Raw genomic sequence first — 25,366 nt, forward strand, 5'->3', positions numbered from 1 at the left:
CAAGGGCCCGGAGGAGAGGGGGGATGGGAGAAGGTGTTCCGGACAAGGGGTTCGGACAGCATCAGGAGAATGTGACATGAACATCGGCACCCTCAAGGCCAACGCAGAAGGCGTTCACATCGGCCGCATCACCACCCTGACCTTCAGTGCGACCGTCGCTCTGCGGGCCTTCGAATCCACCAACGAGCGGGCACCCAAGTTCGACGTCATGGCGCTCTCGGCGGACCGCCGCAGTTGGGTCAAGATCGGCGCGCTCTGGGAATACTCGTCGAACGAGACCGGCGAATGCTTCCTGTCGGGCCAGATCGACGACCCCAGCCTCTCGGCGCCGATCCCGGTCGCCATGTTCCAGCAGAACGATGGTAGCTTCAATGTCGCTTGGCGCCGTTCGAAGCCCAAGGCCTCGCTCGACGGCTTCGGCAGCGAGAGCGAAGGCGCTCTGCCGCCGCTCACCGCCACCGGCGACGAACCGGCCAGCGACCGCAGCGTTGACAGCGCCGCTGCCACCGGCGACGGTCTGGGCGAGAGCACCGCTCCGGCACCCAAGGGCAAGACGCGCGCAAGCGTCGACGCCTGACCGGGACAAGCCCCCCCGTGACCGGTGCCGCGACCCGCGCCGGTCACATCGGGAAGGCCCGTCCGCGCATTCGTCGCGGGCGGGCCTTTTCTTTTGCCCGCTGCTGTCGGGCTCCACGGAACCTCTGAAGGAACTCGGCCAACGAGAGGGAAGGGGGAGGTGCCGTTCGAGCAAAGGAGGCTTGAATGGCAAAAACAATCTGGACACTCGATCTTGGCGGCGCGCCCACAAACGAGGACTGCGCACAAATCGGTCACACCCCGAACTTCGACCTCGTGAATAACGCCGAAGCCATGCTCTACAGGGCTGCGCTGATTGCGATTGCCGGTTCGCCGCCTGCCGGCATCACCTTGCGGATCAAGGCGAACGCCCATGATTTCGGAACCTACCGGACGGTCGAGGCGAGCATTGACAATGACCAGGACGACGGCAGCCATGCCAGCTATATCGAGACCCTCGAGACGGGCATCGCCTTCTGGCATCAGGCCGGGTTTGCACCGCCTGAGTTCGGCAAGCTGACGGCCAGCGATCAGCTTGCGGGTTTCGTCGTGGATGCTCTCGCAAGCGCGCTGCGGATCACACGGCCGACCAGCGCCGGGGCGTTCTTTCCGGAATCCTCCGGGCCGATCCACCGCAACCTCACCGCAGCCTTTCCGGAAGCGGCGCAGCGCGCCTTTCCCGAAGGAGCCGTGCCATGCTGACCGACAGCGAACGCTTCGCCTTCAGTGCCTGGCGGATCCATGCGTTCGCCGCGACGGGCAATGCCTAGGACGCCGTGCAGACCGACGATACTATCGCTGCCGGCGATACGTTGCTCGTCCTCGACGAAGGGGTTGTCGGTGTCGCGATGACCTGGCCCTTTGCTATCACCGCAGAGCCGGGCAAGCTTCACGCGGTCTGTGAGCCCCGCGCTGGCGAAACCCTTAGGCACATTGAAAAGGCGCTCGATGTTCCAGACGGGTCAATCGCGCGGGCCTGCCGCCTCGCAAACACTCTGGGCTTTGCGATTGATGCGTGCCTCGTCCCGTTGTTGCCTGAGCTGCCAGCTACAGAGGTAGGCGGTTAGCGCGGCAAGCGTCGCCACAGAAATCTTGCTATTTTGGCAATAATTGCTATTTTGGTGCCAATAGGAGATACGACCATGCCAGCGACGGCGAACGAGCACCCCAGGGTTCCCCTGACCCGGTTTCACAACAACACCGGCGAGTTCCTTGATCTGGCAACCAAACAGCCGGTCGTCCTGACCAGCCATGGCCGCGAGCGGCATGTGATCGCAGATAGCGAATATTTCCGCCATCTCGAAGAGGCCGCACGCGGTGTGATCGCCGGCCACATGAATATCGAAGCTGTCGCTACGTCCGACATGACCGAAGCCGACCGCAAGGCTTTCGCCAATGCACGGCCTTCGGCCAGTGAACTTGCCAATGACCGCTGGGAAGACTGACCGCCCCGCCGCAGGCCATATCCTCCGATACGTCTACCTCTTCGAGGAAGAGCAGAGACGCGGGCGCGACGAAGGCGTCAAGGAACGCTTCGTCGTCGTCGTGGGTGTGGAAGGCTCGCGCTATCTGGTCGCCGCGATCACGACCAAGGGCGAGGGGCGTAAGAACGCTATCGCAATCCCCGATGAGATCGCTCGCGCAGCCGGGCTCGTTCCGGGTAGCGCCATTGTCGTTTCGGAATTCAACCGGTTCACCTGGCCCGGGTTCGACATCAGACCCCTGATGAAGCAGCCCGGGTACATTGCCGGACGACTCCCACCGCGGTTCACAGCAAAGATCATCGATGCCATCACAGCCTCGGGCGCCGCTGCCGTCGATCGCGATTGATCGGCGCAACTTGGAGGCAGGCAGACCCCTTGGGGCCTTGTCTGATCGTGCATCAACGGCAGCTCAGTGACGCCGACCTTGTGGATCAGCACCCCAATAGCCAAGGTCGGGTATTCCGGACAACTGCCGCTGGGAAACCTCTCGCTCACCGAAATCGGTGAGGGCGAGTGATCGATCCTGCGGTCATCACGGTCGACAGCGAGCTCCTGCATTCCGAGACGCCACGAGGTTGATGTCCAAGCGGGCTATGAGCTCCTGTGCCAACAGCACGTCCGCCGCCCAGTGCCCCTGCCTCTCTGGTCGAGCTTAGGGCCAACCTGCAGAAATGCGAGCCGTGTTGCCCGGCAAGCCGGGCTGCCCGCACCACCTCGATTTCTGAGGTTTCCCGCGCGCGAAAGCGCGCGGTGTCCCAGCTCTCCCGCCGAGGCTCGATAAGGGCACCGGCGGACGAGCCGTCGGCATCAAGGAGGCTCTTGCAATGAACATCGTCAACCTCGTCGGTCGTCTCGCCAAGGATCCCGTTGCCCGCGATCGCAGCGACACCCGCATCACCGAACTGGTGCTCGTGACCGAACGCCCGGTCATCCGCGACGGCAAGGTCCAGAAGGACCCGGAAACCGGCTACCCGGTCAAGGATGCCGAATTCCACAAGATCACCGTCTTCAACGGCCTCGGTCTCCCGCTGCGCCAGCACAAGGCCAAGGGCGACCAGCTCGCCGTGACGGGCCGCATCCACTACTCGCGCTGGCAGGACGCCGAAGGCAATGACCGCTACGGCTGCGAGATCATCGCCGAGAACGTCGAGTTCTTGTGACCGGCAGGGGCGGCACCGCGGTGCCGCCCCTGGCTTTGCACGGCAGGCCAAACTCGCCGCCGCCTCATTGACCAGAAAAATCCATCCTGACGGACGACAAAAAGCGCCATAGTAAGCCGGGACGCAGGAGGAACCGCCACATGTCGATTACCTTCCCTCGGATGTTCGCCATCGGGGGAGTGCCTGTCACGAACATCAAGGAAGGGCTGAAATCCCTTTCCAGAACGAGTGATCCCGGCTCCTTTGTCGGCTTTCGATCCGTCTTTCCGACCCTCATTCATGGGTCGCATGCGTTCGAGGTCGCCAGCTTGCTTGGCTTGCTCGACGATGAGCGATCTGAACTGACCCCGACAGGCAGGGCGGTCGCCCATTCACGCAGCGTTGTGAAGACCGAGCTGGCCAAGGCGCGTGCCATCCTCGACCGGCTGCTGGAACGATTTGAAGCGATCAACGCCGATCCCGATCGTCTGATCAGCATCAACAGGGTCTACCTTTACGGCAGCGTCATGCGAGGCGACCCGCTCGTCGGCGACATCGACCTCGAGATCGAAGCCTCGCGGGGTCCTGCCTACGCGAACGACCTTCAGGCATATCTCAGGGGATGCCTTGCCTTTGTCAGACAGTTCGCGCCGAACTATGTGCCTCCCGTCTACATGGCCGAGAGTGGCAAGGCGATGGACCATCTCATCTTCGGACCAAGACGAGCGCCGATTCTGAAGGGAGCCATGATCAATGTCAGGAACCTCAGCACGATCCCGGCACCTTGTCAGCTGATCTACACCATTGAGCACAGGATCGACCTGAACGCCCCGATCCTCAAGACCCATCCTGATTATGATCCAGCAATTGAAACAAGCCACGAAGTCCCGCACCTCGCATCGTTCGAAGTCCCCGAATTCGGAATTCCAGAGCCGGTTGACGCCAGATTCATCGCGAAGTTCCATCCCACCGGGCGGATTGCCGTCCATGATTTTGCCTCACCGACCTCTAACGTGCTGGCGCGGCTACTGCGGGCGCATGAACTGCAATCCAGCACGCTGAAGGTCCATGTGAGCGGCGATACGCTGGACCCCGCCTTCGCCAAACGAAGCGGCCTCACGGACGACCTGAGCCCGAAGGGAACCATTGTCCTGACGGCCGAGACCCATCGCAACGAACTGCGATCCTTCATGAAAATTGAACGTAAAGTGGCGATGGTTGATGGAATGCTGACGGTTGACCTGAAGGTCGGTGACCTCGCGACATTGCAGCGCCGCCGGACCGATGAAGCACGTGCCGACTGCCTTGCCGTGGTTGCAGCCACAATTCATATGGCAGACCGATTCCACGCGCTCGCACTCAACCGGGCAGGCAACAATTACCCGATCGAAGCGACGGTGACGACAGCCAGCTCGGTTCCGGATGCGATCGGTCCATTGATTCAGGAATTCGGCTCCAGGTTAGGCGGATCACTCGATTCCTGACGTGAGCGCCCGCCTGCCGATATGCGCGCCGCAGCCAAGCGGCATTGACTTCACTCTCCCAAGCACCCCCTCAACACCCTGGATCGATCATTGACCCTGTCGCATCGATACTGGCGCCCCGATGACCGCAGCTGCATCGCAAATGCTGAGCGACCACCGCAAGATTCATCGGGATCGACTTGGCGAAGCATTGATCGCGCAACCTGGACGCCGGGATAATCACGACGCGGCGGCACCTGCGGCATTCAACCTGCGCATTGAGACCATGTCGGACCAGATCGGCGACAGAGTTGAGACGCTTACTTCCCATAGGCGCCGTAGAACATCATGAGAACATGATCGTCAACCGCAATGGAGCACCTCCGCAGGCAGTAGCGCCTCCCGACCTTCGGCCGGGACCGCGCTCTATTCCGCTCGGCGCCGCAGCCCTGGCTCAGCTGAAGCTTCGCTAAGGGCTGTGCGCAAGCCTCGCTCCAACGAGCCCCAGAGGGGTCTCGGCCCTTCGGGTAACGATCGCTGACGCATTTTGCCGCGCACCGCGCTTACGCGCTGCGGCCATAAGGAGCGGAGCTTTTCCAGCGGCTCGGGCTTCGCCCGGGCCTTGCATTTCTGATAGCCCCGCCGGCTCTCGGTCCCGCCGCTCGCGGCCGACTTGCCGCGCGCACGGTCGGCGACAAATGCCGCCGCCTCGGCGCGCGACGAATTCGGCCTGTCGGACCGCGGCTCCTGCGGGAGCCGTTTCCAATGCGGACGTCTCGGAGAGACGCCCGTTCACCTTGCATGTCGGCTTTTGGGCGATGCTGTGAGCCTGCCCAATGGCCGATACGGGGTGGGAAGCGGAAGTTCGAGCGGATTTAATCCAAGTCCAAATTGGGGCCGGTTGTAAGCGTCCGCCCAATCACGAGTTGCGCGGTCGGTGCTGGACGATGAAGGACGGTTCCCGAACGGAGTTCTTTCTGGACTCCAGAAGGAGGTTCTGTGATCGATAGTGTCGGCGTGATCGTGCGCACGGAGCGGCGGCGGCGCTATTCGGATGCGGAGAAGGCCGCGATCGTTGCGGAGAGCCTGCGCCCCGATGTCACGGTCACATCGGTCGCGCGCAGGCATGGTATTGCCAAAAGTGTGATCTACAACTGGCGCGCCAACCGGCGCGAGGCTGAAGCGATTGCAAGGAAGGCGCTGGAGTTTATCCCATGCGGCCAGTTCGTCGAGGCCACAGCGGACACTTCGGCTCCTGCGATCCTCCCTGAGGGGCCAGAGCCGTCGGTCGGCACTTTGGTGGCCGATGTAGCGGCATCTCCGCCGCCGGGGCCACCACGAGCAGGCACGATTGCCATCGAGCTTGGCAACGGTGCGCGCCTGACCGTCGATAGCTTCGTCAACGAGAAGGCGCTCGCCCGGGTTCTGCGCGCGTTGAAGGCCGTGCCATGCTGAGCCTGCCGCCGGGCACCAAGGTCTATCTCGCCAGCAAGCCGGTCGATATGCGCAAGGGCTTCGCCGGTCTCAGCGTGCTTGCCAGCGAGGTTTTCCGGCTCGATCCCTACAGCGGGCATGTTTTCCTGTTCCGCAGCAAGCGCGGCAACTATCTCAAGGCGCTGGTCTGGGACGGCACGGGCCTGTGCCTTTTCGCCAAGCGTCTCGAGCGTCATCGGTTCGTATGGCCGCCGCTGGTCGATGGCGGGGTGGTGCTGACACCGGCGCAGTTTTCGCTGCTTCTGGAGGCGATGGACTGGCGGCGAACGGTGGCACCGAAGCCGCCCAAACGGCCTGTGCATATCTAACGAATCGGGCGCGGTTTTCCTGCCTTCGACTTGGTCAAGATCGCCTGCCATGTTATCCGCTGTTCGTGTCTCCCACCGACCTCGATCTGCCTTCCGATCCGGACGAGCTTCGCGCCTTTGCCGAGGTGATGAAGGCACGTCTGGCCGCCTCGGAACGGGCGTTGGTGCAGGAGCAGAAGGCGCTTGCTGATGAGCGCAAAGCACACGATGCGACGCGCGACGATCTTGTAGCGGCGCGCAATGCCATCAAGCTGACGACGCTCCAGATCGAGAAGCTCAAAGCCCAGCTTGCCAAGCTGCGGCGGATGAAGTTTGGCCAGTCGTCCGAGCGCTTGACGCAGCTTGCCGACCAGCTCGAGCTGACGCTCGAGGATCTCGAAGCCCAACACGCTCATGCCGAGTGCGTCGTGCGCGGGCAGGTCGATCACGACGAGGCCGAACCGGCCAAGCCCAGGCGCAAACCCAAGCGCGCGCCGCTGCCCGAACATCTGCCGCGCGATGTAATCGTGCATCCTGCACCGGGCGCGGATCGCTGCGCGGCGTGTGCCGGCGCGGTCAGCGATCTGGGGGAAGACGTCACCGAAGTGCTGGAATATGCGCCCGCAAGCTTCCGCGTGGTGCGCCATGTTCGGCCGAAGGTCGTCTGCAAGTGCTGCGACACAATCGCCCAGGCACCTGCGCCCGGTCTGCCGATCCCGCGCGGCCGCGCCGGGCCGGGCCTCTTGGCGCACGTCATTGTCGCCAAGTTCGCCGATCACCTGCCGCTCTACCGCCAGTCGCAGATCTATGCGCGCGAGGGCGTCGATCTTCCCCGCTCGACGATGGCCGACTGGCTCGGTCAGGTCAGCTGGCTGCTCGATCCGCTGGTCGAGCGGCTTGGTTCCCACGTCATGGCGAGCCCGAAGCTCCATGCCGATGACACTCCAGTCCCGGTGCTGGCTCCCGGCACGGGCAAGACATCGACCGGGCGATTATGGGTCTATCTGCGCGATAATCGCCGATGGAGCCCGGCAGACAGGCCCGCAGCCCTGTTCCGCTACAGTCCTGATCGCAAGGGCGAGCGGCCGCGCGAGCACCTTGCGGCCTTTGCGGGCTTTCTGCAGGCCGATGCCTATGCCGGGTTCAACGCGCTCTATGACCCAAGCCGGGAGCCCGGCATTGTAAGCCCCGTCGCCTGTTGGGCGCATGCGCGGCGCAAGCTGCACGATGTGCTTGTTCCCGATCATCGATCTGCCGCGCGCAAGGGGCTCGCCATGATCGCGCAGTTCTACGAGATCGAACGGTTTATCGAGGGTTAACCTCCCAAGGAGCGTCTGCGTCAGCGATCAGCGTCGAGGCTCATCGCGCTCGATTTCTTCGCATGGGCTGACAGCGTCGTCGACCAGGCATCGGCGCGCTCGCCGCTTGCCGAGGCGCTGCGCTATGCCGTCAAGCTGAAGCCCTCGCTGCTCGCCTACACCCGCGACGGGCGGCTCGAGATCGACAACAATCTTGCCGAGAACGCGCTGCGCGGCATCGCGGTCGGGCGCAAGAACTGGCTGTTCGCCGGCGCGGATTGTGGCGGCGAGCGGGCGGCGTCGATGTATTCGCTGCTCGAGACCGCCAAGCTCAATGACGTCAACCCGCAGGTCTGGCTGACCGACGTCCTCGACCGCATCGGCAAGGGCCATCCCATCAATCGCATCGACGAGCTGCTGCCGTGGGCTTGGAAGGCCGCTCAATCCAGTGACCCCGACGCCGCCTGAGGGCCCTTGCGCCAATGGCAGCTATCTGCGATTTTCCGCCAGAAGGTGACGTTCAGCAAGCGACCCCATACCCGCCGCTGAAGCATAGCAGGTTTATGCCTGTGCGGCCTGATACCTCTCCTCCACCACCTCCCAATCGAGATTGGCCAGGAATGCATCGACATACTTCGCTGCCGCCGCACCGTAGTCCATGTGAAAGCTGTGCTCATACATATCGAGCGCGATCAGCGGTGCGCCGGTGGCTGCACCATGCATGTGATCGAAAGCCCAGTAGTTGTGCAGCGACTTGGTGTGGCGGTTGTAGCTGAGGATGCACCAGCCTGATCCGCCTGCAAGCGACATGGCGGTGCGGCGGAATTCGGCCTGCCAGGCATCGAAGCTGCCAAACCATCCATCGAGCGCCTCGTAGATTGATCCGCCCGGATTGCCGTTGCCGCCCAGCGCATCGAAGTAATACTCGTGCAGTACCACTGATCCGGTGCGGTGCAGTTCCTCGCGCTCCAGCCCGGCATAGGCCACCGGGGGAAAGTCGGGATCGGCCATCGCGGCGGCGAGGCGGGTCTCAATGGTGTTGAGCCCGCGCACCGAGCCTTGGTAGTTATTCTCCCAATGCGATGTGATCAGCCGCTCCGACATGCCGGTGAGCTTGGCCGGGTTGAACCGCAGCGGCTTGGGGGTGTGCTTGCCGGCAAAGGCAGGGGCGCGGGAAGCCGCTGTGGCAGGGTTTTGCGCCGAGACTGCGCTTGCTGTTCCTGCCAGAGCGATACCCGTGGCCGATAGCCCGGCCGTGCCGATGGCTTGCCTGCGTGTGATGATGCTCATGCCGTCCTCCTCAGATTGCGAAAACCAAAACCATACCGCCCAGCGCGGCGGCCATCAGAACCCGCAGCACCGACCATTTCAGCCCGAACACCAGCGCGCAGGCGATCGCAGCCAACACGCCAGCGCGCCAATCGAAACTCGCCGGTTCTGGCAAGTATACCCGCAGCGGGCCGAAATTGCGCTGACCGACCTCGCCGAACAGGACGTGCAGCGCGAACCATGCGGTGAGGTTGGCGATGACGCCCACCACCGCCGCAGTCACTGCAGCCAGCCCGCCTTTCAGTCGCACCGCGTTGCCCAATCGGTCGATCCACGGCGCAAAGGCGAAGATCCACATGAAGCAGGGTGCAAAGGTCACCCACGTCGTCAGCCCCGCGCCGAGCAATCCCGCAACGAACGGCGAGAACGGCTCGGGCGCGCGAAACGCGGCGAGGTAGCCGACGAATTGCGTCACGAGGATCAGCGGGCCCGGCGTGGTCTCAGCGAGGCCCAGCCCGTCAGCCATCTCGCCGGGTTGCAGCCATCCGAAACCCTGCACCGCCTCCTGCGCCATATATGCCAGCACCGCATAGGCCCCGCCAAATGTCACGATGGCCAGTTGCGAGAAGAACGCACCGATCTCCCACAACACGTGATCACGACCCAGCGTTACGGCAACCAGCGCCATCGGTGCAGCCCAGACTGCTCCCCACACAGCGATCGAAAGGATCGTGGTGCGCCATGGTCGTTGGGGCAAATCGCCAGAGAGTGCAGTGGGTTTCAGCGCCAAGAGGTCAGGGCGCCAAGCCGCAATCGCCATACCGATCACGCCTGAACCCAGCACAATAAGTGGGAAAGGCAAATCAAGCAGGAAGAGTCCGATGAACGCGGCCACCGCCAGCGCGCGCTTCAATCCCGTATCAAGCGCGCGCCCGGCAATGCGTAACAAGGCCTGCACCACAATCGCCAGCACCGCTGCCTTAACTCCCAGAAACAGCGCCTCGACCCATGCGAGATTGGCGGCGATGGCATAGAGCACCGACAGGGCCAGAATGATCAGCGAGCCAGGAATGACGAACAACAGCCCCGCAGCGAGCCCGCCGCGCCAGCCATGCAGCCGCCAGCCGATCCACGTGGCGAGCTGCTGCGCCTCGGGGCCGGGCAGCAAGTGACAGAAATTAAGCGCGTGGAGGAAATCCTCCTCTGCGATCCATTTGCGCTCATCCACCAGTTCGCGGTGCATTAACGCGATCTGTCCGGCAGGCCCGCCAAAGCTTAGCAGGCCAATGCGCGTAAACACCCGCAGCAGATCGGTGAAGGTGATAGAAGGAGTAAGAGTCAATGACGCCAAGTGAACATCGCACAATGCACCTTGCCAAAAACGGCAAGGTTACGAGGCAACGCTTGGGCTTTCTCTGCCTGATCGGGAGGTTGCTTCATCCCGTCGGAAGGGGTTTAGAATGCGGAGCAAGCCTCGGCAAGGCCGAAACAGAAATTCCGTAATCCACCCACTTGCGGTCATTCCCATCCCCAGCACCTTTCCCCAAAAGCGGTCATCGGATAGGCTCCGTCCCGGGGTCGCCGCGCATAATTGATCGCGATCAAGGAAAGCGCTGCCAGCCGGGAGGATAAAGCCAGCATGACCAACCGCCTCACCCTCCTCGCCCCGCTCGCCCTGCTGGCGCTGGCTGCCTGCCAGACGCCCGGAACCGACAACCCGCCGCCGATGGTGGGCAAGTCCACCTCGCCCTCGCCCGACACCCGCGCCCCGGCCTTTGTCGAGGCGGCCTGCGGAGGGTGCCATGCGGTCGAGCCGCCGTTCCTCTCGCCCAATCCGCAATCGCCCAGTTTTGCCGCGATCGCCAACCGGCGCGGGCTGTCGGAGAAGTCGCTCGCCGACTGGCTGGCCGAGGCGCACAACTATCCCGAGGACATGGACTTCACCCTCACCCGCGCCCAGATCGACCAAATCGCGCGCTACATAGTGACGCTGCGCAAGGCAGGCTACGTCCCGGACGAATGATACCAGCGCGCCAAGATGCTGGCGCATCACGCGCTGGCCATGCGCAAGCGCCGCACGGGCTTAACCAATGTGCGATGAGGCAAACTCATCGCGCATTGGTGTGATCTTTCCTACAGGCGGGGCGGCGGGGTAATCTCGCCGTCGCTCTTTGCCATCGTCAGCCAGCAGCATCAGCCAGCAGCATCAGCCGGGCGCACAGCACCGGGCGGGCAAACAAGGCCCCTCTCCCCTGTCCGTCAAGCGCGGGATGATCGCCTCAAACCATTGAGGAACAAGAATAATCGGGGAAGGGCCTTACTTGACAGGGTGTCAAGTTTGTCAACTAGAGCCGCTCTGCCATCAGCGCCTGCATGTCGGCTTCCGGACGCGGGCCATACTGCGCGATCACTTCCGAGGCGCAGATTGCCCCGCGCTTGAGGCACCGGGTCAGCGGCTCGCCCTTGGCATAGCCCGACAGGAATCCGGCGGCGAACTGGTCGCCCGCGCCGGTCGTGTCGATCACCTTGATCACCGGCACGGCGGCAACCTCGGCGCGCTCGCCATGGGCAATCGCGACCGCGCCTTTCTCCGAGCGGGTGGCGACCAGCACCGGCACCTTGCCTGCCACGCTCGCAAGACCGGCTTCAAAGTCGTCCTCGCCCGTCAGCGTCGCCAGCTCGCTTTCGTTGACGAACAGGATGTCGATCACGCCGTCATCGATCATGGCGCGGAAATCGTCGCCGTGGCGGTCGATCACGAAGCTTTCGGACGCGGTGAAGGCGATCTTGCGACCGGCATTGCGGGCCACCTCGATCGCGCGGCGCATCGCCCGGCGGGGCTCTTCCGGGTCCCACAGATAGCCTTCGAGATAGAGGATCGCGCCGCTGGCGATCAGCTCCTCGTCCAGCGCTGCGGCGGGCAGGAACTGGCCCGCGCCAAGGAAGGTGTTCATGGTGCGCTCGCCATCGGGCGTCACGAAGATCAGCACGCGGCCCGTCGCCGGTTCGCCCGAACGCGCCGGGGTGTCGAAATCGATGCCCGTCGCGCGCATGTCGTGGCGGAACACCTTGCCGAGCTGATCATCGGCGACCTGCCCGATGAAGGCGCATTGCAGGCCGAGCGTGGCGAGCCCGGCGAGCGTGTTGGCCGCCGATCCGCCCGAAATTTCGCGTGCGGGCGGCATGGCTTCGTAGAGTTCGTCGGCGCGTGCTTCGTCGATCAGGGTCATTCCCCCGCGATTGAGCTCAAGCTCCTCGATCAGGTCTTCCTCGCAGGAAGCGATCACGTCGACCACGGCATTGCCGATGGCGATCACGTCATAGCGGGGCGGGGTGATGTCGGGCACGGGCGTTTCCTTGCGAAATGGTGGTCGGCAGCGCGCCTAGCCGCCTTCGCGCCGCCCGCCAAGCCATCTGTGTGCGGTGCGGCACCATCGCGTTGACTTCGCGCGGGCGGCGCAGCATCGCGGGAACCATGTCCGCCGTTCCCGCCGCCCTTGCCAAAGCCGCCGGTCAGCTCGCCGATCCTGCCGTGGTGCGGGTGATGGTCAAGAGCCTGGCCGTGACGCTGGCGCTGTTCGCGCTGGCTGGCGCTGGGCTCTATCTTGCCCTGGCCGAGGTGAGCGCGCGGTTCGGACTGGACGAGGCTTGGGCCGGCCTTGCCGCCGTGGTGCTGGTGCCGCTGGCGATATGGCTGCTGTTCCGGATCGTCGCGGTGGCGGTCCTGCAGTTCTTCGCCGACGAGGTGGTGGCGGCGGTCGAGGCGCGCCACTATCCGGCGCTGGGGACCGAGGCGCGGGCCTTGCCCTTCCGGCGCGATCTGGCCAATGCCGTGCGCGGGCTGATGCGGGCGCTGGGTTACAACCTGCTGGCCCTGCCGGTGGCGGGAGTGCTGATGTTCACCGCGATTGGCCCGGCGCTGGTGTTTCTGGCCGTCAATGCGGTGCTGCTGGGGCGCGAGTTGACCGACATGGCGTGGTTGCGGCACGCGCCGCCTGACGATCCGATCAGCCCTGTTCCTGCGGTGGAGCGGCTGTTGCTGGGGGCGGCGATTGCCGGGGTGATGGCGGTGCCGCTGGTCAATCTCGTCGCCCCGGTGCTGGGGGCCGCAGCAGGAGCGCATCTGGTGCTGAGACGGCTTGAACAGACAAGCGGAGCGCAGCGATGATACGGGCGGTAGCGGCACTCCTGGCAGTCGGTCTGCTACTCGGTGGCTGTGCGGGCGGCGGCAAGCCCTCTCCGGCGCGCGGCTCGGGCGGTATCCCACCGCGCAGCACTATCGTGGTGGTGCCGCAGGTGATGGCGGCGCAGGGGCTTGAAGGCGTGATCGGATCCTCCGCCAGTGGCCTCACCCGGCGGCTTGGCGTGCCGCGCATCGATCTGGTCGAGGGCGATGCCCGCAAGCTGCAATTCGCTGGTGCTGCCTGTGTGCTCGACATCTTCCTGTATCCTCCCGGTGCAGGGGCCGAGCCGACCGCCGCCCATGTCGAAGCGCGGCTGCGTCAGGGTGGGGCGCCTGTCGATGCAGGTGCCTGCATTCGCGAAATCGAGGGTCGGTAACCCGGTCTTAAGCCTATCCGTGTCATGACTAGACAGAATATTCAGGGGATTGCTGCGTCATGACCACCCAATTCATCGCCGTTGCAACGGCTGCTGCCGCCGATGGCCGGATCACCGCCGAAGAGCTGCTGGCTCTGCGCCGAGAAGGCTGGGGCGACGGCATCATTACCCGCGCCGAGGCCGAGGCGCTGTTCGCGCTCAACAATTCTCTTGTCGAACGCAGCCCCGAATGGTGCGATTTCTTCGTCGAGGCGATTGGCGAATTCGTGCTCAATGGCACCCCTCCGCGTCTGCAATGTTCGCTCGACGAAGCCGAGTGGCTGATCGCCCAGATCGACCATGACGGCGTCGTCGAAAGCATGGTCGAGCTGGAAACGATGGTGCGGATCATCGAGCGCGCCGAGAACACTCCCGTCCGCCTCAAGAACTACGTTCTGGAACAGGTCGAACGCGAAGTGCTGACCGGCACCGGCCCGACCCGCTGCGGTGGTGAACTTTCGGCGACCCATATCAGCGCCGCAGAATGCCGGATCATCCGCCGCGTGATTTTTGCCAGCGGCGGTCATGGCCCGGCGGCAGTGACGCGCTACGACGCCGAAATGCTGTTCCGTCTCAAGGACGAGACTCTCGCAGAAGAAAACGCGCCCGAGTGGGATGATCTGTTCATCGACGGCATCGCCAACTACCTCAAGGGCTTCACGCTCCAGAACGCGCAGGTCAGCCACGAGCGCAAGCTGGAGCTTGAGGCCTTCGTCGCCGACAACAAGGCCAGCGTCGGGCGCTTCATGGGCCGCGTGGTGCGCGAGGTGCCGCAGGTGGGTAACCACTTCGGCAAGGTGTTCGGCAAGAAGTCCGCGTCTGGGCCGGATTATGCCGCGCTGGCTGCCGAGGGCGAGAAAATCACCGACCATGAGAGCGAATGGCTCGAAGCGATGATCGCTGCCGATGGCGAAGTTGACGAGCTGGAAAGTCGCCTGATCGCGCGGTTGGCGTCCGGGGACTGAGAGGCCTCAACCCTTCAGCGCGGCGAACCCGGTGCGGGCCAGCTTGCGCCAACGGCGTTGGCGATGGGCGTAGAATAGCCGCGCGAAACCGGCAATCAGCGGGGTGAGCGGTCCTGCCTCGATGGTGACACGATCAGTATAGGTGGTGGTGCTGTTTACGCCGGGAGAAATCTCGATCCAGTGGTCCCAGCGGCTGATCAGCGGGCCATAGCCATTGTCCCGGACGAAACGGGTGTCACCCTGCGGCTCAGGCGCGCTTATGACCACTGCCTGCCAGCCGATCGGAAGCACCCCGAACAGCCACATCCAAGCGCGATACTCGCCCGGTTCCCAGACCGCGGGGAAGGCCTTGCCGCCCTTGGGCGTGAAGCGGATCAGCGGCGCGGCGATGTGCTGCAGCAGGGCCGATGTCTTGACCTTTGCCCAGGCTTCATCAGGTGTGCAGGAGAGCGAAGTGGTCAGAACGACCTGTGCCACGCGCTCAGACCATGAAACTTTCGCCGCAGCCGCAAGCGCCCTTGGCATTGGGGTTCTCGAACACGAAACCGGCGGTGAAATCGTCCTCTACCCAATCCATCACCGACCCGATCAGATAGAGCACGCTCGCGCCGTCGATGTAGAACACGCCGCCGGGGGTCACGATCTTCTCGTCGAACTTCGCTTCGGTAGTGACGTAGTCGACCGAATAGGCGAGGCCCGAACAGCCCCGGCGCGGGGTCGACAGCTTGACGCCGATCGCATCGGCGGGGGCCTTGGCCATCAGTTCCGCGATGCGCGCTTCCGCGGCGGCTGTCAGGGTGACGGCGGCCTTTGGCGCGGGGCGGGTGGCGGTCGTGGTCTCGGTCATCACAGCATTCCCAACTCGAGCCGCGCTTCATCGGACATCTTGTGCGGCCCCCATGGCGGGTCCCATACCAGAACAACCTCGGCATCGCGAATCCCCGGCACCGAAGTGACGCGCAGCTCGACTTCGCCCGGCATGGTCTCGGCCACCGGACAATGCGGGGTGGTGAGAGTCATGGTGACGGTGGCATCGGCATTGTCATCCACCTCGACCCCGTAGATCAGGCCGAGATCGTAGATGTTGACCGGGATTTCCGGGTCATAGATCTCGCGCAGCGCCTCGATCACCGCGGCCTGCAAGTCGCTGCCGTCCCCGCCAACAGCATCGGACGCGGGTTTGGCGGCGAGGAAGCCGTCGAGATAATCGCGGGTGCGCCCTTGGTCCTGGGGCGCATCGGTGTCCACGGCGTCCTCGACGCGGGCGCGGGGGGCGGGGGCTTGCTGGCGGCTGTATCGGCTGAGCTGTCCATCATCTCATCCTTTTCCAAAAATCTTGCGGGTGCGGGCAATCCCGGCGAGCAGCGCGTCTACGTCAGCCTCGGTCGAATAGAGCCCGAAGCTGGCGCGTGCGGTGGCCGGAACGCCGAGGTGGTCCATCAGCGGCTGGGCGCAGTGGTGCCCGGCGCGGATCGCGACATTGCTCTCGTCGAGGATCGTGCCGAGGTCGTGGGGGTGAATGTCGTCAATGGCGAAGCTGACGATCCCGGCGCTGTCCTCGGGGCCGAACAGGGTCACATCATTCATGCTTCCGAGTTCGCGCCGTAGCCGGGCGACAAGTGCCTGTTCATGCGCATGGATGCGCTCCGGCCCGATGGCGCTGACATAGTCGGCGGCAGCTGCAAAGGCGATTGCCTCGGTGATCGCGGGCGTGCCGGCCTCGAACCGCTGCGGGCCGACGGCATAGGTGGTGCGTTCAAACGTCACGCGGTCGATCATCGCCCCGCCGCCCTGATAGGGGGGCATGTCGGCGAGCAGTTCCTTCCGCGCCCACAGCGCGCCGATCCCGGTCGGGCCGTAGAGCTTGTGGGCGCTGAACACGTAGAAATCGCAAGCCAGTGCGGCGACATTCACGCCCATGTGCGGCGCAGACTGGCACCCGTCGAGCAGCAGCTTCGCACCGTGCCTTTTCGCCATCGCAGCGGCGCGGGGCGCATCGAGCAAGGCGCCGGTGACATTGGAGACATGGCCCAGCGCGACCAGCTTGTGGGCCTCGGTCAGCATGGCTTCGGCGGCGTCCAAATCGATGCGGTGATCGTCGGTCAGCGGGCAGACGTCGATCTGCGCGCCAGTTTCGGCGGCGACCATCTGCCACGGCACGATGTTGGAATGGTGCTCGAGCTGCGAGAGCAGGATGCGGTCGCCCGCCTTCAGGTTCGCCCGCCCCCAGGTCTGCGCGACGAGATTGATCGCTTCCGTCGCGCCGCGGGTGAACACGACCTCGTCCTCGTGCCCGCCGATGAACCGGGCGATGGTCCGTCGCGCCGCCTCATAGGCGAGCGTCATCTCCGCCGAGCGGGCATAGACCCCGCGGTGGACGGTCGCGTAATCCTCGCCCAGCGCGCGGGCCATGGCCTCGATCACGGCGCGCGGCTTCTGGGCGGTGGCGGCGGTGTCGAGGTAGTGCCACGGCTTGCCGTCCGCCGTGACCATGCCGGGGAAATCGGCGCGAAGGTCGCGGGTGATGGTGGCAGGAGCGTTCACAGCCCCGCCCCCTCCAGCGCCGCCAGCGCGGCTTCGAGCAGGCGCTCGCGGGCCGCCTCGTCCTCCAGCGCGACAAAGGCATCGCCGATAAAGGCCTGCACCAGCAACCGCTGCGCGGTGGCCGGATCAACCCCGCGCGCCATCATGTAGAAGCGCGCGCCCTCGTCGAGTTCGCCCACCGTCGCGCCGTGAGCGCATTTCACGTCGTCGGCGAAGATTTCGAGCTGCGGGACGGCATTGGCGCTCGCCCCGGCCTCGAGCAGCAGGCCCTTGAAGTCCTGCGCGGCGTCGGTCTTCTGCGAATGGCGCGCGACCTTGATCTCGCCGAGGAAATTACCGGTTGCGCCCGCCCAGTGGACCGCGCGCACCGTCTGGTTGCTGGTCGTTTCGGGAACGTCGTGGAAGGTCGTCGTCACGAATTCGCGGACCGCCTTGCCGCCGCCAATTGTGATGCCTCCCAATTCGAAATGCGCGCCGCTGCCGAGAAGCGCCACTTCCACAGCCACGCGCGTATAGTCCGACCCGCGATTGACCACGAACAGCTCCGCCCGGCCGCCCTTGCCGACGGTGATCCGGATATTGTGCAATTCGGGTGCATCGCTGCCCACGACCAGACATTCCCGCCATGTCTCGCCGTCTCCGATCGTGACATCGCGCCACTGGTCAAGCGCCGCCACGCCAAGCCGCGCAACCGCGTCCATATCGGCATAGCGCCACGCCTCATCGCGGCGGGTGGGCAGGGTCAAGGTTGCGGCTTCACCCGTCATGCCATCACCGAGTCATAGCCCTCGGCCTCCAGCCGCAGCGCCAGTTCCGGCCCGCCGGTCTCGACGATCCGGCCGCCGGCGAGGATGCTGACCTTGTCGGGCGCGACCACATCGAGCAGGCGCTGGTAGTGGGTGATCAGCAGCACCGCCTTGTCGGGCGCGCGCATGATCGCGTTGATGCCGTTGCCGACGATCCGCAGCGCGTCGATATCGAGGCCGCTATCCGTCTCGTCCAGCACCGCGAAGGCCGGGTCGAGGATGCCCATCTGCACCATCTCGGCGCGCTTTTTCTCACCGCCCGAGAAGCCGACATTCACCTGCCGCTTGAGCATTTCCATGTCCATCTTGAGCAGCGCAGCCTTGTCCTTGGCGAGCTTCAGGAACTCGCCACCCGACAGCGGTTCTTCCCCACGCGCCTTGCGCTGCGCGTTCAGCGCCTCGCGCAGGAACTGGACGTTGGAGACGCCGGGGATCTCGACCGGATACTGGAAGCCGAGGAACAGCCCGGCGGCGGCGCGCTCGTGCGGTTCCAGCGCGAGCAGATCCTGCCCCCGGAAGGTCACGCTGCCCTCGGTGACCTCGTAGCCCGGCTTGCCGCCGAGCACGTGGGCGAGGGTCGATTTGCCCGCGCCGTTGGGGCCCATGATCGCGTGGACCTCGCCCGCGGGGATGGAGAGGGTCAGGCCCTTGAGGATCGGCTTCTCGCCGACGGAGGCGTGGAGGTTGGTGATTTCGAGCATCGTTCAGTCTTTCCTGGGGGCGCGCTTCGGCTTGTCACCGTCATTGCTGCGCTTGGGTCGGTCGTAGGTCTGTTTGGGATTGGCCGCCTTGTGCGCGCGGGCGGCCTCTTTCTTGCCGGCGATGCGCTCGCGCATCACCTGCGTGAGCTGCTTCAGCACCGCGTCGATGTTTTCGAGGATGTCCTTGGCCGCGATGCGCATCACCTTGATGCCGACGCTTTCGAGGCTCTTGTCGCGCCGTTTTGCGAGGGCATCGTTCTGCCCCTCCTCGTCAATCGCGAGCGCGAGGCCGAGGTTGTGACAGTTGAAATCGACAATCGCGCTGCCGACCACCGCGTGGCGCTTGAAGGTGTAGCGGCCCATGTCGGCGGCGGCGAACTTCGCGGCGAGCGCCTTGTGCGCCTCGGAAGAATGGCGGCGGAGTTCACGCGCCTGCTCGTGCAGCGCATCGAGCCGCTTCTCCGAAATCTCCCACCCGCGGCCCTTCTTCTTGAGCGCGGGGGCTTCGGCGGTGGCGGCCTCGGGGTTGAGGGCGAGGGTTTTCCGGGTGGTCATGCGGTCTTCACTTTCGTCATCGTGCGCCGTTGAGCCCGCTTGGACCAACCCAAGTCTTTCATGTCCTGAAGAAGGAATGCTCCCTCCCGATATTGTCCTGACTCTAATAGCCGTCTTGCTTCACAGCCCATTGCGTGAAGCCGATCGTGCATTTCATCGCCGATCTGTGGCTTGACGAGTTCAAGGCTACCGAACAAAATCTCAAACCGCCCTTCAAAGCTCCTGGTCAGGCGCTGCCAGTCTTCCATTTTTTTGAGTTCTTGCTCGTGCCATTCGGGGTCGGACAACTCGACCATCGCGAAAACATGGTCCTTGAGATGTGCAATCTCATGGAGAAAGTAAGTCTCAATACGCAAATGGCGCGGAGTTTCTTGACTCACCCCACGCTCCCCTCAAGCGAAATCGCCAGCAGCTTCTGCGCTTCGACCGCAAACTCCATCGGCAGCTCTTTCAGCACGTCCTTGGCAAAGCCGTTGACGATCAGCGCCACGGCTTCCTCTTCGCCGAGGCCGCGCTGCATCGCGTAGAACAGCTGTTCGTCGCTGATCTTGGAGGTGGTCGCCTCGTGCTCGATCTGTGCCGACGGGTTCTTCACCTCGATATAGGGCACGGTGTGCGCGCCGCATTGATCGCCCAGGAGCAGGCTGTCGCACTGGGTGAAGTTGCGCACGCCGCTCGCGGTCGGGCCGACGCGCACCAACCCGCGATAGGTGTTGTTCGACTTGCCCGCCGAAATCCCCTTGGAGATGATCGTCGAGCGGCTGTTCTTGCCGTTGTGGATCATCTTGGTGCCGGTGTCGGCCTGCTGGAAATTGTTGGTGACCGCGACCGAGTAGAACTCGCCCACAGAATCCTCGCCGTTGAGGACGCAGGAGGGATATTTCCACGTCACCGCCGAGCCGGTTTCGACCTGCGTCCACGAGACCTTCGAACGGTCCCCCTGGCACAGCGCGCGCTTGGTGACGAAGTTGTAGATGCCGCCCTTGCCCTCGGCATTGCCGGGATACCAGTTCTGCACCGTGGAATATTTGATCTCGGCATCGTCCAGCGCGACCAGTTCCACCACGGCGGCGTGGAGCTGGTTTTCATCGCGCATCGGCGCGGTGCAGCCTTCGAGGTAGCTGACGTAAGCGCCCTTGTCGGCCACGATCAGCGTGCGTTCGAACTGGCCGGTGTTTTCGGCGTTGATGCGGAAATAGGTCGACAGCTCCATCGGGCAGCGCACGCCTTCGGGCACATAGACAAAGGTGCCGTCGGAGAAGACCGCGCAGTTCAATGCCGCGAAGTAGTTGTCGCGCACCGGCACGACCTTGCCGAGCCACTGCTTGACCAGTTCCGGATATTCGCGGATCGCCTCGGAGATCGAGAGGAAGATCACGCCCGCGCGCTTCAATTCCTCGCGGAAAGTGGTGGCGACGGAGACGCTATCGAACACCGCGTCCACCGCGACCTTGCGCGCGCCTTCGACCCCGGCGAGCACTTCCTGCTCCGCCACGGGAATGCCGAGCTTGTCGTAGACCGCCTTGATCTCGGGATCGAGTTCATCGAGGCTGGCGATGGTCGCCTTCTTCTTGGGCGCGGCGTAGTAATAGGCGTCCTGATAGTCGATCGGCGGATAGCCGACCTTGGCCCAGTCGGGTTCCTCCATCGTCTGCCACAGGCGGAAGGCCTTCAGCCGCCATTCGAGCATCCATTCGGGCTCGTTCTTCTTGGCGCTGATGAAGCGGACGGTGTCTTCGGACAGGCCCTTGGGCGCGAATTCGGTGTCGATGTCCGCCGACCAGCCATGCTCGTAATCGGCGACCTTGGCGGCGGCTTCGCGGGCTTCGCGGTCCTGGATTTCGATCTCTTCGCTCATGCCAGATGGTCCTCAGCGGGGGTGGGGGCCACAATCGGCCCGCGCAATTGGGCAAGGGTGATGCCCGCCAGCGCGCCGCGTAGCGCGGTGTTGATGATCGGCCAGTGCGGCTTCATGTTGCACCCGGCCTCGTAATCGCACGGGGCATGGTCGATGCAGGCGGTAAGCGCGATGCGGCCTTCGATCGCCTCGACAATGTCCGCGACCGTGATCGCCGCCGCCGGACGGCCAAGCTGCAGGCCGCCATGCGCCCCGCGCACGCTCCGCAGCAGGCCAGCGGCGGTCAGTTTGGAGACCAGCTTCTGCACCGTCGGCACCGGCAGGCCCGTCTCGGTCGCCAGCTCCGCCGCACTCACCCGTCCGCTGCCGCAATGGAGCGCGGCTTGGCACATCGTGATGACGGCGTAATCGGCAAGGTTCGACAGGCGCATTGCGAACGGTTCTCAATTCGGACGGAATCAGTCCGATTTGCAATTAGGAGCAATCCATTCGGATTTCAACCGCAAAGGCGTTCGCTTCCCGCGCGCTCAATCCTCCGGCTGGTTCAGCACCACCCCGGCATCGCCGTGCGCGGACGGAAGCAGCAGCCCGGTCGCCAGTGATTGCTTGCGAAACTGGCTCGGCGTGCGCCCGGTGTAACGGCGAATGTCGCGGATCAAGTGCGCCTGATCGAAATAGGTCGCCATCAGCTGGTCATAGAACTCTTCGCTGAGACCGGGCTGCGTCAGCAGCATCGCCGCCCGGTGCGCGCGAAACCGCTTGAGCACCTGTGCCGGAGCGACGCCGAAAAAGCGCCGACAGATGCGCTGAAGTTGTCGCGGAGAGACGTCGACGCTGGCATAGAGATCACTCACAGCCGGATCGAAGCCGCTGGCGAGCCAGCGCAAGATCGCCTCGACCAGTTCGACATGATCATCCTTTGGGGTGAAAGGGCCTTCGGCGATCACAGCGCCGAGATAATGGCACAAATCCTCCGGCGCGATGTGGCCTCTCTCGCAGGCAGCCGCAGCGGCCTCCAGCGTGGCGAGCTGGTCGGGCGTGAGGATGGTTGCCGAAGGCACAAGCTGATCATGCACAACATCAGCTGGCAAGTTCGACAGTCTTTGCCATGCCACGTGCGTCAGCGAGGCCCCCACCTGCAGCGCCGGGCCTTCGATGACGCAACTTGCGCTGCGCATCTGTGGGGCGTTGATGAACACGGTGGAGGATTGCGCTGTGCTGCCCTCGGCAAAGGTGAAGGTCGCGCGGCCGCGAACCATGATCAAAAGCTGCGCCGAATAGGCCGGAACCGGCTCCTCGATCAGTCCTTCGCCTGTTTCAATGATGTAGAACGTGTTGACGATCCCGGCGTAGTCCGCCGCTGGTGCAATAGTCTTGCTGTGGAACTGCAACCAAACTTCCCCGGCACACGGGGCCCCCTGTTGTTTTTTGGCGCGACCCTATTGCTGGCGTCGGGCAGCGATCCATTGCCCGACATTCTCCTCCATGATCGACAGCGGCACCGGGCCGTTCTTCAGGATGACATCGTGAAATTCGCGGATATCGAATTTGGTTCCCAGTTCCGTGCGCGCCTTTTCACGCAGCTCCATGATCTTCAGCTTGCCGATCATGTAGGCGGTCGCCTGGCCGGGGTAGACGATGTAACGTTCGATCGCCTTTTCGATGTCGCCCGGCGGATTGGGGGTGTTGTCGGCGAGCCACTGCATCGCCTCCTCGCGGCTCCAGCGTTTGTGGTGGAGGCCGGTGTCGACCACCAGACGCCCGGCGCGCCACAGTTCCATGCCGAGCCGCCCGAAATCGGAATAGGGATCAGTATAGAAGCCCATGTCCTTGCCCAGTTCCTCGGTATAGAGGCCCCAGCCTTCGGAATAGGCCGTCACCCCGCCGAACCGCCGGAACGGGGGCAGATCGCCCAGCTGCGTCTGGATCGACAGCTGCAGGTGATGCCCCGGCACGCCTTCGTGATAGGCCAGCGCCTCAAGCTCGTTCTTGCTCATGTCGCGCAGGTTGTAGAGGTTGACGTAATAGGTACCGGGCCGCGAGCCATCGGGCGCGGGACGCTGGTAGAAGGCCTTCCCTGCACTCTTTTCGCGGAAGGCTTCGACCGGCTTGATCACCAGTGGATCGGTGGGCAGCGTGCTGAAGAAATCGGGCAGCCGCGCGGTCATCCGCGCAAGATGGGCATCCGCCTCGGCCAGATAATCCTCGCGGCTGGTGTGATAGAAGCGTGCATCGTCGCGGGTGAAGGCGAAGAATTCCTGCAAGGTGCCGGTGAAGCCGACCTTGGCCATGATCGCGCGCATCTCATCGTGAATGCGTGCGGTTTCCCTGAGACCGATTTCGTGGATTTCGTCCGCCGTCAGATCGGTGGTGGTGTAGTTCCTGAGCAGCGCGGCGTAATACTTGTCGCCGTCTTCGAAGCGCCACACACCGTCATCGGTCGGGGCGATGGCCTGCTGACGCTCCATCTCGGCGAGCAGGCGCTGATAGGCGGGGACGACGCTGTCCCACCACACGTCCCTCGCGCCGCCGTTGATCCCGGCCTTGGTATCCGCATCGAGATTGAGCTTTTCGACCTTTCCGGCAAGGTCGGCCAACACCGCATTGCCGTCTCCCGCCTCAAGCAGATTGCGGATGTCGGAAATGACATAGGGATAGACCCATTTCGGCGGCATCACGCCCTTGTCTGCCCGATCACGCGATTCCTGTGTCAACGCGTCGAGCACCGCGCCCAGCCCGGCGAGCCGCTCGACATAAGCCAGCGCGTCCGCTTCGCTGGCGACACGGTGGATGTTGATGAGGAAGGCCGGAAACTGGCTCTGCGCGCCGTTCATCTGGTCGAAGATGTAGCCATAGCCGCGATAGGGGTGGAGCGAGGCGCGGCGTTCCGCCATTGCCTCGAACAGCCGGAAGGACAGCGCCTGTTGCCCGGTCAGACTGGCTGGATCGTGCCGCTTGCGCATTTCCGCCAGCGTTTGCTGGAGCAGCGCGAACTGCCGCTCCTCGGCCGCGTCGGAGGGATCGTCCCACTTGCCGTAATCCTCATCGCGAATACCGCGATAGGCTTTGCCTTCGGGCGATTCGGCCAAGGTAGCCGCATCATAGGCGACGAACAGCGCGTCGATGTCGGCGGTCTGCGCTGGTTCGGCACGCGCAGGTGCGGCTGCACTCTCCTGCGCGGCAAGCGGCGCAGCGAACGTGGCGGCGAGCGCCAGAGCGGAGACCGGGGCAGCGAACAGGCGGGCAAGTTTCATCATGGTTCCAGTCCGGATGTGGGAGGCAGCGACCCACCCTTTCATGCAGCTTTGCCGCGCGCGGCGGGTTCTGACAACATAATGTCAGGCCTCAGGCTTCAAGCTCGCGCAGGTTCTTGGGGGCAATCATCTCCGAAAGGTAAGGAGTCACATCATCCGCCAGCCGCGCAGGGGTGCGGCCGACGAAATGGGTGATCTCGCGGATCATGTGGGATTGGTCGAAGAAGGCCTCGCCGATTTCCGCTTCGTCCTGCGGCGACAGGTGCGGCGCGGACAGCAGGGCCGCAGCCCGCAAGGCGCGATACTTGCGGGCGAGCGCGCGCGGCGGCAGGCCGAAATAGCGTTCAACGAGGCGTTGCACCTGCCGTGCCGAATAGCCTGCCGTACCGGCCAGCGTGCCGACTTCAGGATTGAAGGATCCAGCCAGCCAGCGTGCCGTGGCCATCACCAGTTCAAGATGGCGCGGGTTGAGCGGTCGTACATTGCTTTCGATGAAACCGCCGATCGCGAGGGCGCAGTCACGACCACTCATGCTGCCATTACGGTAGGCGGCGAGCAGACGCTCGCCCAGCGAGGCGATGCCGGGGCCAAGCACGCTGGTGGCGGGGAGCAGCCGGTCGCGGTGCAGGCCGGCATGGAGCCCGGTAAGCGCCGCCCAGCCTACCGGAGTGAGCGCAGCGCCAAAGGCATGGAACGGCCCGTTCACAAACATCGGCGTTGCGCGTGAAAGTGGGGTTAGCAGGCCGACTTCGTGATTGGGATCGCGATGCCCATTGGCAAAGTGCAGCTCGCCTTTGCCGTGCGGAAACAGGCAGACCTGCCCGATTGCGGCGGGCTGGATGTCGCGGATCACCGGCTCATCGCATCGAAAATGGTAAAGCGTGGTGACGAAGGGTGCGAGCGTGGCCGAGGGAGGAATGTAATCGACGCTGATCAGCGCGGCCGCCGTGAGGTTTTTCTGATCGTCCGGCAGGCCGGACGGCGGAGCGGATTTGGCTGAAATGACACTCATGGTTTGCGCGGAACACTATGCAACATTTACCGCGCCAGTCAAAACCACAAAAAAGGGCGGCG

At 64.1% G+C, this 25,366-nt stretch carries 29 protein-coding genes and 1 pseudogene; 14 read left to right on the forward strand and 16 right to left on the reverse strand.

Annotated features, from left to right (window positions below):
- Window positions 1–76: 76 nt before the first annotated feature.
- The 10 genes and pseudogenes from CHX26_RS02975 to tnpC all read left to right on the forward strand — a co-directional run bounded on the left by CHX26_RS02975 (window position 77) and on the right by tnpC (window position 8,209).
- Entirely contained in the window at window positions 77–577 is a 501-nt protein-coding gene (locus CHX26_RS02975; protein ID WP_104941091.1) for a DUF736 domain-containing protein, read from the forward strand.
- Between the two features lie 185 nt (window positions 578–762).
- Window positions 763–1,278 carry a hypothetical protein gene (locus CHX26_RS02980; protein ID WP_104941092.1) on the forward strand — a complete coding sequence of 172 codons (516 nt, stop codon included), beginning with the start codon at window positions 763–765 and terminating at the stop codon, window positions 1,276–1,278.
- A gap of 440 nt (window positions 1,279–1,718) precedes the next feature.
- Window positions 1,719–2,021, forward strand: coding sequence for a type II toxin-antitoxin system prevent-host-death family antitoxin (locus CHX26_RS02990; RefSeq protein WP_104941093.1), 303 nt, complete (start codon window positions 1,719–1,721; stop codon window positions 2,019–2,021).
- Entirely contained in the window at window positions 2,002–2,406 is a 405-nt protein-coding gene (locus CHX26_RS02995; protein ID WP_104941094.1) for a hypothetical protein, read from the forward strand. The genes CHX26_RS02990 and CHX26_RS02995 overlap by 20 nt, the downstream gene beginning before the upstream one ends.
- A gap of 478 nt (window positions 2,407–2,884) precedes the next feature.
- Window positions 2,885–3,220 carry a single-stranded DNA-binding protein gene (locus CHX26_RS03000; RefSeq protein WP_104941095.1) on the forward strand — a complete coding sequence of 112 codons (336 nt, stop codon included), beginning with the start codon at window positions 2,885–2,887 and terminating at the stop codon, window positions 3,218–3,220.
- A 140-nt stretch (window positions 3,221–3,360) separates the two neighbouring features.
- Window positions 3,361–4,683 (forward strand): hypothetical protein, encoded by a 1,323-nt coding sequence (locus CHX26_RS03005; RefSeq protein WP_146107632.1) that lies wholly within the window; start codon window positions 3,361–3,363, stop codon window positions 4,681–4,683.
- Between the two features lie 121 nt (window positions 4,684–4,804).
- Complete coding sequence (locus tag CHX26_RS15550) at window positions 4,805–5,014, forward strand: hypothetical protein (protein WP_146107633.1); 210 nt, start codon at window positions 4,805–4,807, stop codon at window positions 5,012–5,014.
- Between the two features lie 647 nt (window positions 5,015–5,661).
- A complete protein-coding gene (tnpA, locus tag CHX26_RS03010; RefSeq protein WP_104941097.1) occupies window positions 5,662–6,117 on the forward strand; it encodes an IS66-like element accessory protein TnpA in 456 nt (151 codons plus the stop codon).
- Complete coding sequence (tnpB, locus tag CHX26_RS03015; RefSeq protein WP_020820683.1) at window positions 6,111–6,464, forward strand: IS66 family insertion sequence element accessory protein TnpB; 354 nt, start codon at window positions 6,111–6,113, stop codon at window positions 6,462–6,464. The genes tnpA and tnpB overlap by 7 nt, the downstream gene beginning before the upstream one ends.
- Before the next feature lie 86 nt (window positions 6,465–6,550).
- Window positions 6,551–8,209, forward strand: a pseudogene (tnpC, locus tag CHX26_RS03020) (IS66 family transposase).
- 93 nt (window positions 8,210–8,302) lie between these two features.
- On the opposite strand, the gene CHX26_RS03025 reads toward tnpC, so the two are convergent.
- Together CHX26_RS03025 and chrA are read right to left on the reverse strand one after the other, a co-directional pair.
- Window positions 8,303–9,031 (reverse strand): superoxide dismutase, encoded by a 729-nt coding sequence (locus CHX26_RS03025; RefSeq protein ID WP_104941098.1) that lies wholly within the window; start codon window positions 9,029–9,031, stop codon window positions 8,303–8,305.
- A 10-nt stretch (window positions 9,032–9,041) separates the two neighbouring features.
- On the reverse strand, window positions 9,042–10,352 hold the full coding sequence (gene chrA / locus CHX26_RS03030) for a chromate efflux transporter (RefSeq protein WP_104943216.1): 1,311 nt from the start codon (window positions 10,350–10,352) through the stop codon (window positions 9,042–9,044).
- Window positions 10,353–10,649: 297 nt separating this feature from the next.
- Here chrA and CHX26_RS03035 point away from each other — a divergent pair, with 297 nt between their 5' ends.
- The gene (locus tag CHX26_RS03035) at window positions 10,650–11,033 is read left to right on the forward strand and encodes a cytochrome c (protein ID WP_146107634.1); all 384 of its coding nucleotides are present in this window, start codon (window positions 10,650–10,652) and stop codon (window positions 11,031–11,033) included.
- A 322-nt stretch (window positions 11,034–11,355) separates the two neighbouring features.
- Here CHX26_RS03035 and CHX26_RS03040 read toward each other — a convergent pair whose 3' ends face one another.
- The gene (locus CHX26_RS03040; protein WP_104943217.1) at window positions 11,356–12,348 is read right to left on the reverse strand and encodes an adenosine kinase; all 993 of its coding nucleotides are present in this window, start codon (window positions 12,346–12,348) and stop codon (window positions 11,356–11,358) included.
- Window positions 12,349–12,485: 137 nt separating this feature from the next.
- Between CHX26_RS03040 and CHX26_RS03045 the strand changes: the two genes are divergently transcribed.
- The 3 genes from CHX26_RS03045 to CHX26_RS03055 are packed head-to-tail and all read left to right on the forward strand — an operon-like array spanning window position 12,486 to window position 14,574.
- On the forward strand, window positions 12,486–13,178 hold the full coding sequence (locus CHX26_RS03045; protein WP_104943218.1) for an EI24 domain-containing protein: 693 nt from the start codon (window positions 12,486–12,488) through the stop codon (window positions 13,176–13,178).
- Complete coding sequence (locus CHX26_RS03050) at window positions 13,175–13,570, forward strand: hypothetical protein (protein ID WP_233997248.1); 396 nt, start codon at window positions 13,175–13,177, stop codon at window positions 13,568–13,570. Before CHX26_RS03045 ends, CHX26_RS03050 begins: the two co-directional genes overlap by 4 nt.
- A gap of 59 nt (window positions 13,571–13,629) precedes the next feature.
- Window positions 13,630–14,574: a hypothetical protein gene (locus CHX26_RS03055; RefSeq protein WP_104941100.1), complete on the forward strand. Its 945-nt coding sequence runs from the start codon at window positions 13,630–13,632 to the stop codon at window positions 14,572–14,574.
- Between the two features lie 6 nt (window positions 14,575–14,580).
- On the opposite strand, the gene CHX26_RS03060 is transcribed toward CHX26_RS03055, so the two are convergent.
- The 13 genes from CHX26_RS03060 to CHX26_RS03120 all read right to left on the reverse strand — a co-directional run bounded on the left by CHX26_RS03060 (window position 14,581) and on the right by CHX26_RS03120 (window position 25,304).
- Complete coding sequence (locus CHX26_RS03060) at window positions 14,581–15,051, reverse strand: hypothetical protein (protein WP_199797839.1); 471 nt, start codon at window positions 15,049–15,051, stop codon at window positions 14,581–14,583.
- A 4-nt stretch (window positions 15,052–15,055) separates the two neighbouring features.
- Window positions 15,056–15,421 (reverse strand): HesB/IscA family protein, encoded by a 366-nt coding sequence (locus CHX26_RS03065; RefSeq protein ID WP_104941101.1) that lies wholly within the window; start codon window positions 15,419–15,421, stop codon window positions 15,056–15,058.
- Window positions 15,421–15,822 (reverse strand): SUF system Fe-S cluster assembly protein, encoded by a 402-nt coding sequence (locus CHX26_RS03070; RefSeq protein WP_104941102.1) that lies wholly within the window; start codon window positions 15,820–15,822, stop codon window positions 15,421–15,423. The genes CHX26_RS03065 and CHX26_RS03070 overlap by 1 nt, the downstream gene beginning before the upstream one ends.
- A 69-nt stretch (window positions 15,823–15,891) precedes the next feature.
- On the reverse strand, window positions 15,892–17,118 hold the full coding sequence (locus tag CHX26_RS03075; protein WP_104941103.1) for an aminotransferase class V-fold PLP-dependent enzyme: 1,227 nt from the start codon (window positions 17,116–17,118) through the stop codon (window positions 15,892–15,894).
- On the reverse strand, window positions 17,115–17,885 hold the full coding sequence (locus CHX26_RS03080) for a SufD family Fe-S cluster assembly protein (RefSeq protein ID WP_104941104.1): 771 nt from the start codon (window positions 17,883–17,885) through the stop codon (window positions 17,115–17,117). The genes CHX26_RS03075 and CHX26_RS03080 overlap by 4 nt, the downstream gene beginning before the upstream one ends.
- On the reverse strand, window positions 17,882–18,625 hold the full coding sequence (gene sufC / locus CHX26_RS03085) for a Fe-S cluster assembly ATPase SufC (protein WP_104941105.1): 744 nt from the start codon (window positions 18,623–18,625) through the stop codon (window positions 17,882–17,884). The genes CHX26_RS03080 and sufC overlap by 4 nt, the downstream gene beginning before the upstream one ends.
- Window positions 18,626–18,628: 3 nt before the next feature.
- Window positions 18,629–19,180: a DUF559 domain-containing protein gene (locus CHX26_RS03090; RefSeq protein ID WP_104941106.1), complete on the reverse strand. Its 552-nt coding sequence runs from the start codon at window positions 19,178–19,180 to the stop codon at window positions 18,629–18,631.
- Window positions 19,177–19,560, reverse strand: a complete 384-nt coding sequence (locus tag CHX26_RS03095; RefSeq protein ID WP_104941107.1) for a hypothetical protein — start codon at window positions 19,558–19,560, stop codon at window positions 19,177–19,179. Before CHX26_RS03095 ends, CHX26_RS03090 begins: the two co-directional genes overlap by 4 nt.
- Window positions 19,557–21,038, reverse strand: coding sequence for a Fe-S cluster assembly protein SufB (sufB, locus tag CHX26_RS03100; protein WP_104941108.1), 1,482 nt, complete (start codon window positions 21,036–21,038; stop codon window positions 19,557–19,559). The genes CHX26_RS03095 and sufB overlap by 4 nt, the downstream gene beginning before the upstream one ends.
- Window positions 21,035–21,469, reverse strand: a complete 435-nt coding sequence (locus CHX26_RS03105; RefSeq protein WP_104941109.1) for an SUF system Fe-S cluster assembly regulator — start codon at window positions 21,467–21,469, stop codon at window positions 21,035–21,037. The genes sufB and CHX26_RS03105 overlap by 4 nt, the downstream gene beginning before the upstream one ends.
- A 96-nt stretch (window positions 21,470–21,565) precedes the next feature.
- On the reverse strand, window positions 21,566–22,429 hold the full coding sequence (locus CHX26_RS03110) for a helix-turn-helix domain-containing protein (RefSeq protein ID WP_104941110.1): 864 nt from the start codon (window positions 22,427–22,429) through the stop codon (window positions 21,566–21,568).
- A 48-nt stretch (window positions 22,430–22,477) separates the two neighbouring features.
- Window positions 22,478–24,292, reverse strand: coding sequence for a DUF885 domain-containing protein (locus CHX26_RS03115; protein WP_104943221.1), 1,815 nt, complete (start codon window positions 24,290–24,292; stop codon window positions 22,478–22,480).
- A gap of 91 nt (window positions 24,293–24,383) precedes the next feature.
- Window positions 24,384–25,304 (reverse strand): helix-turn-helix domain-containing protein, encoded by a 921-nt coding sequence (locus CHX26_RS03120; RefSeq protein ID WP_104941111.1) that lies wholly within the window; start codon window positions 25,302–25,304, stop codon window positions 24,384–24,386.
- Between the last annotated feature and the right edge of the window lie 62 nt (window positions 25,305–25,366).

Origin of the sequence: Porphyrobacter sp. HT-58-2 (assembly GCF_002952215.1) — a bacterium.
Classification (GTDB): Bacteria; Pseudomonadota; Alphaproteobacteria; order Sphingomonadales; family Sphingomonadaceae; genus Erythrobacter.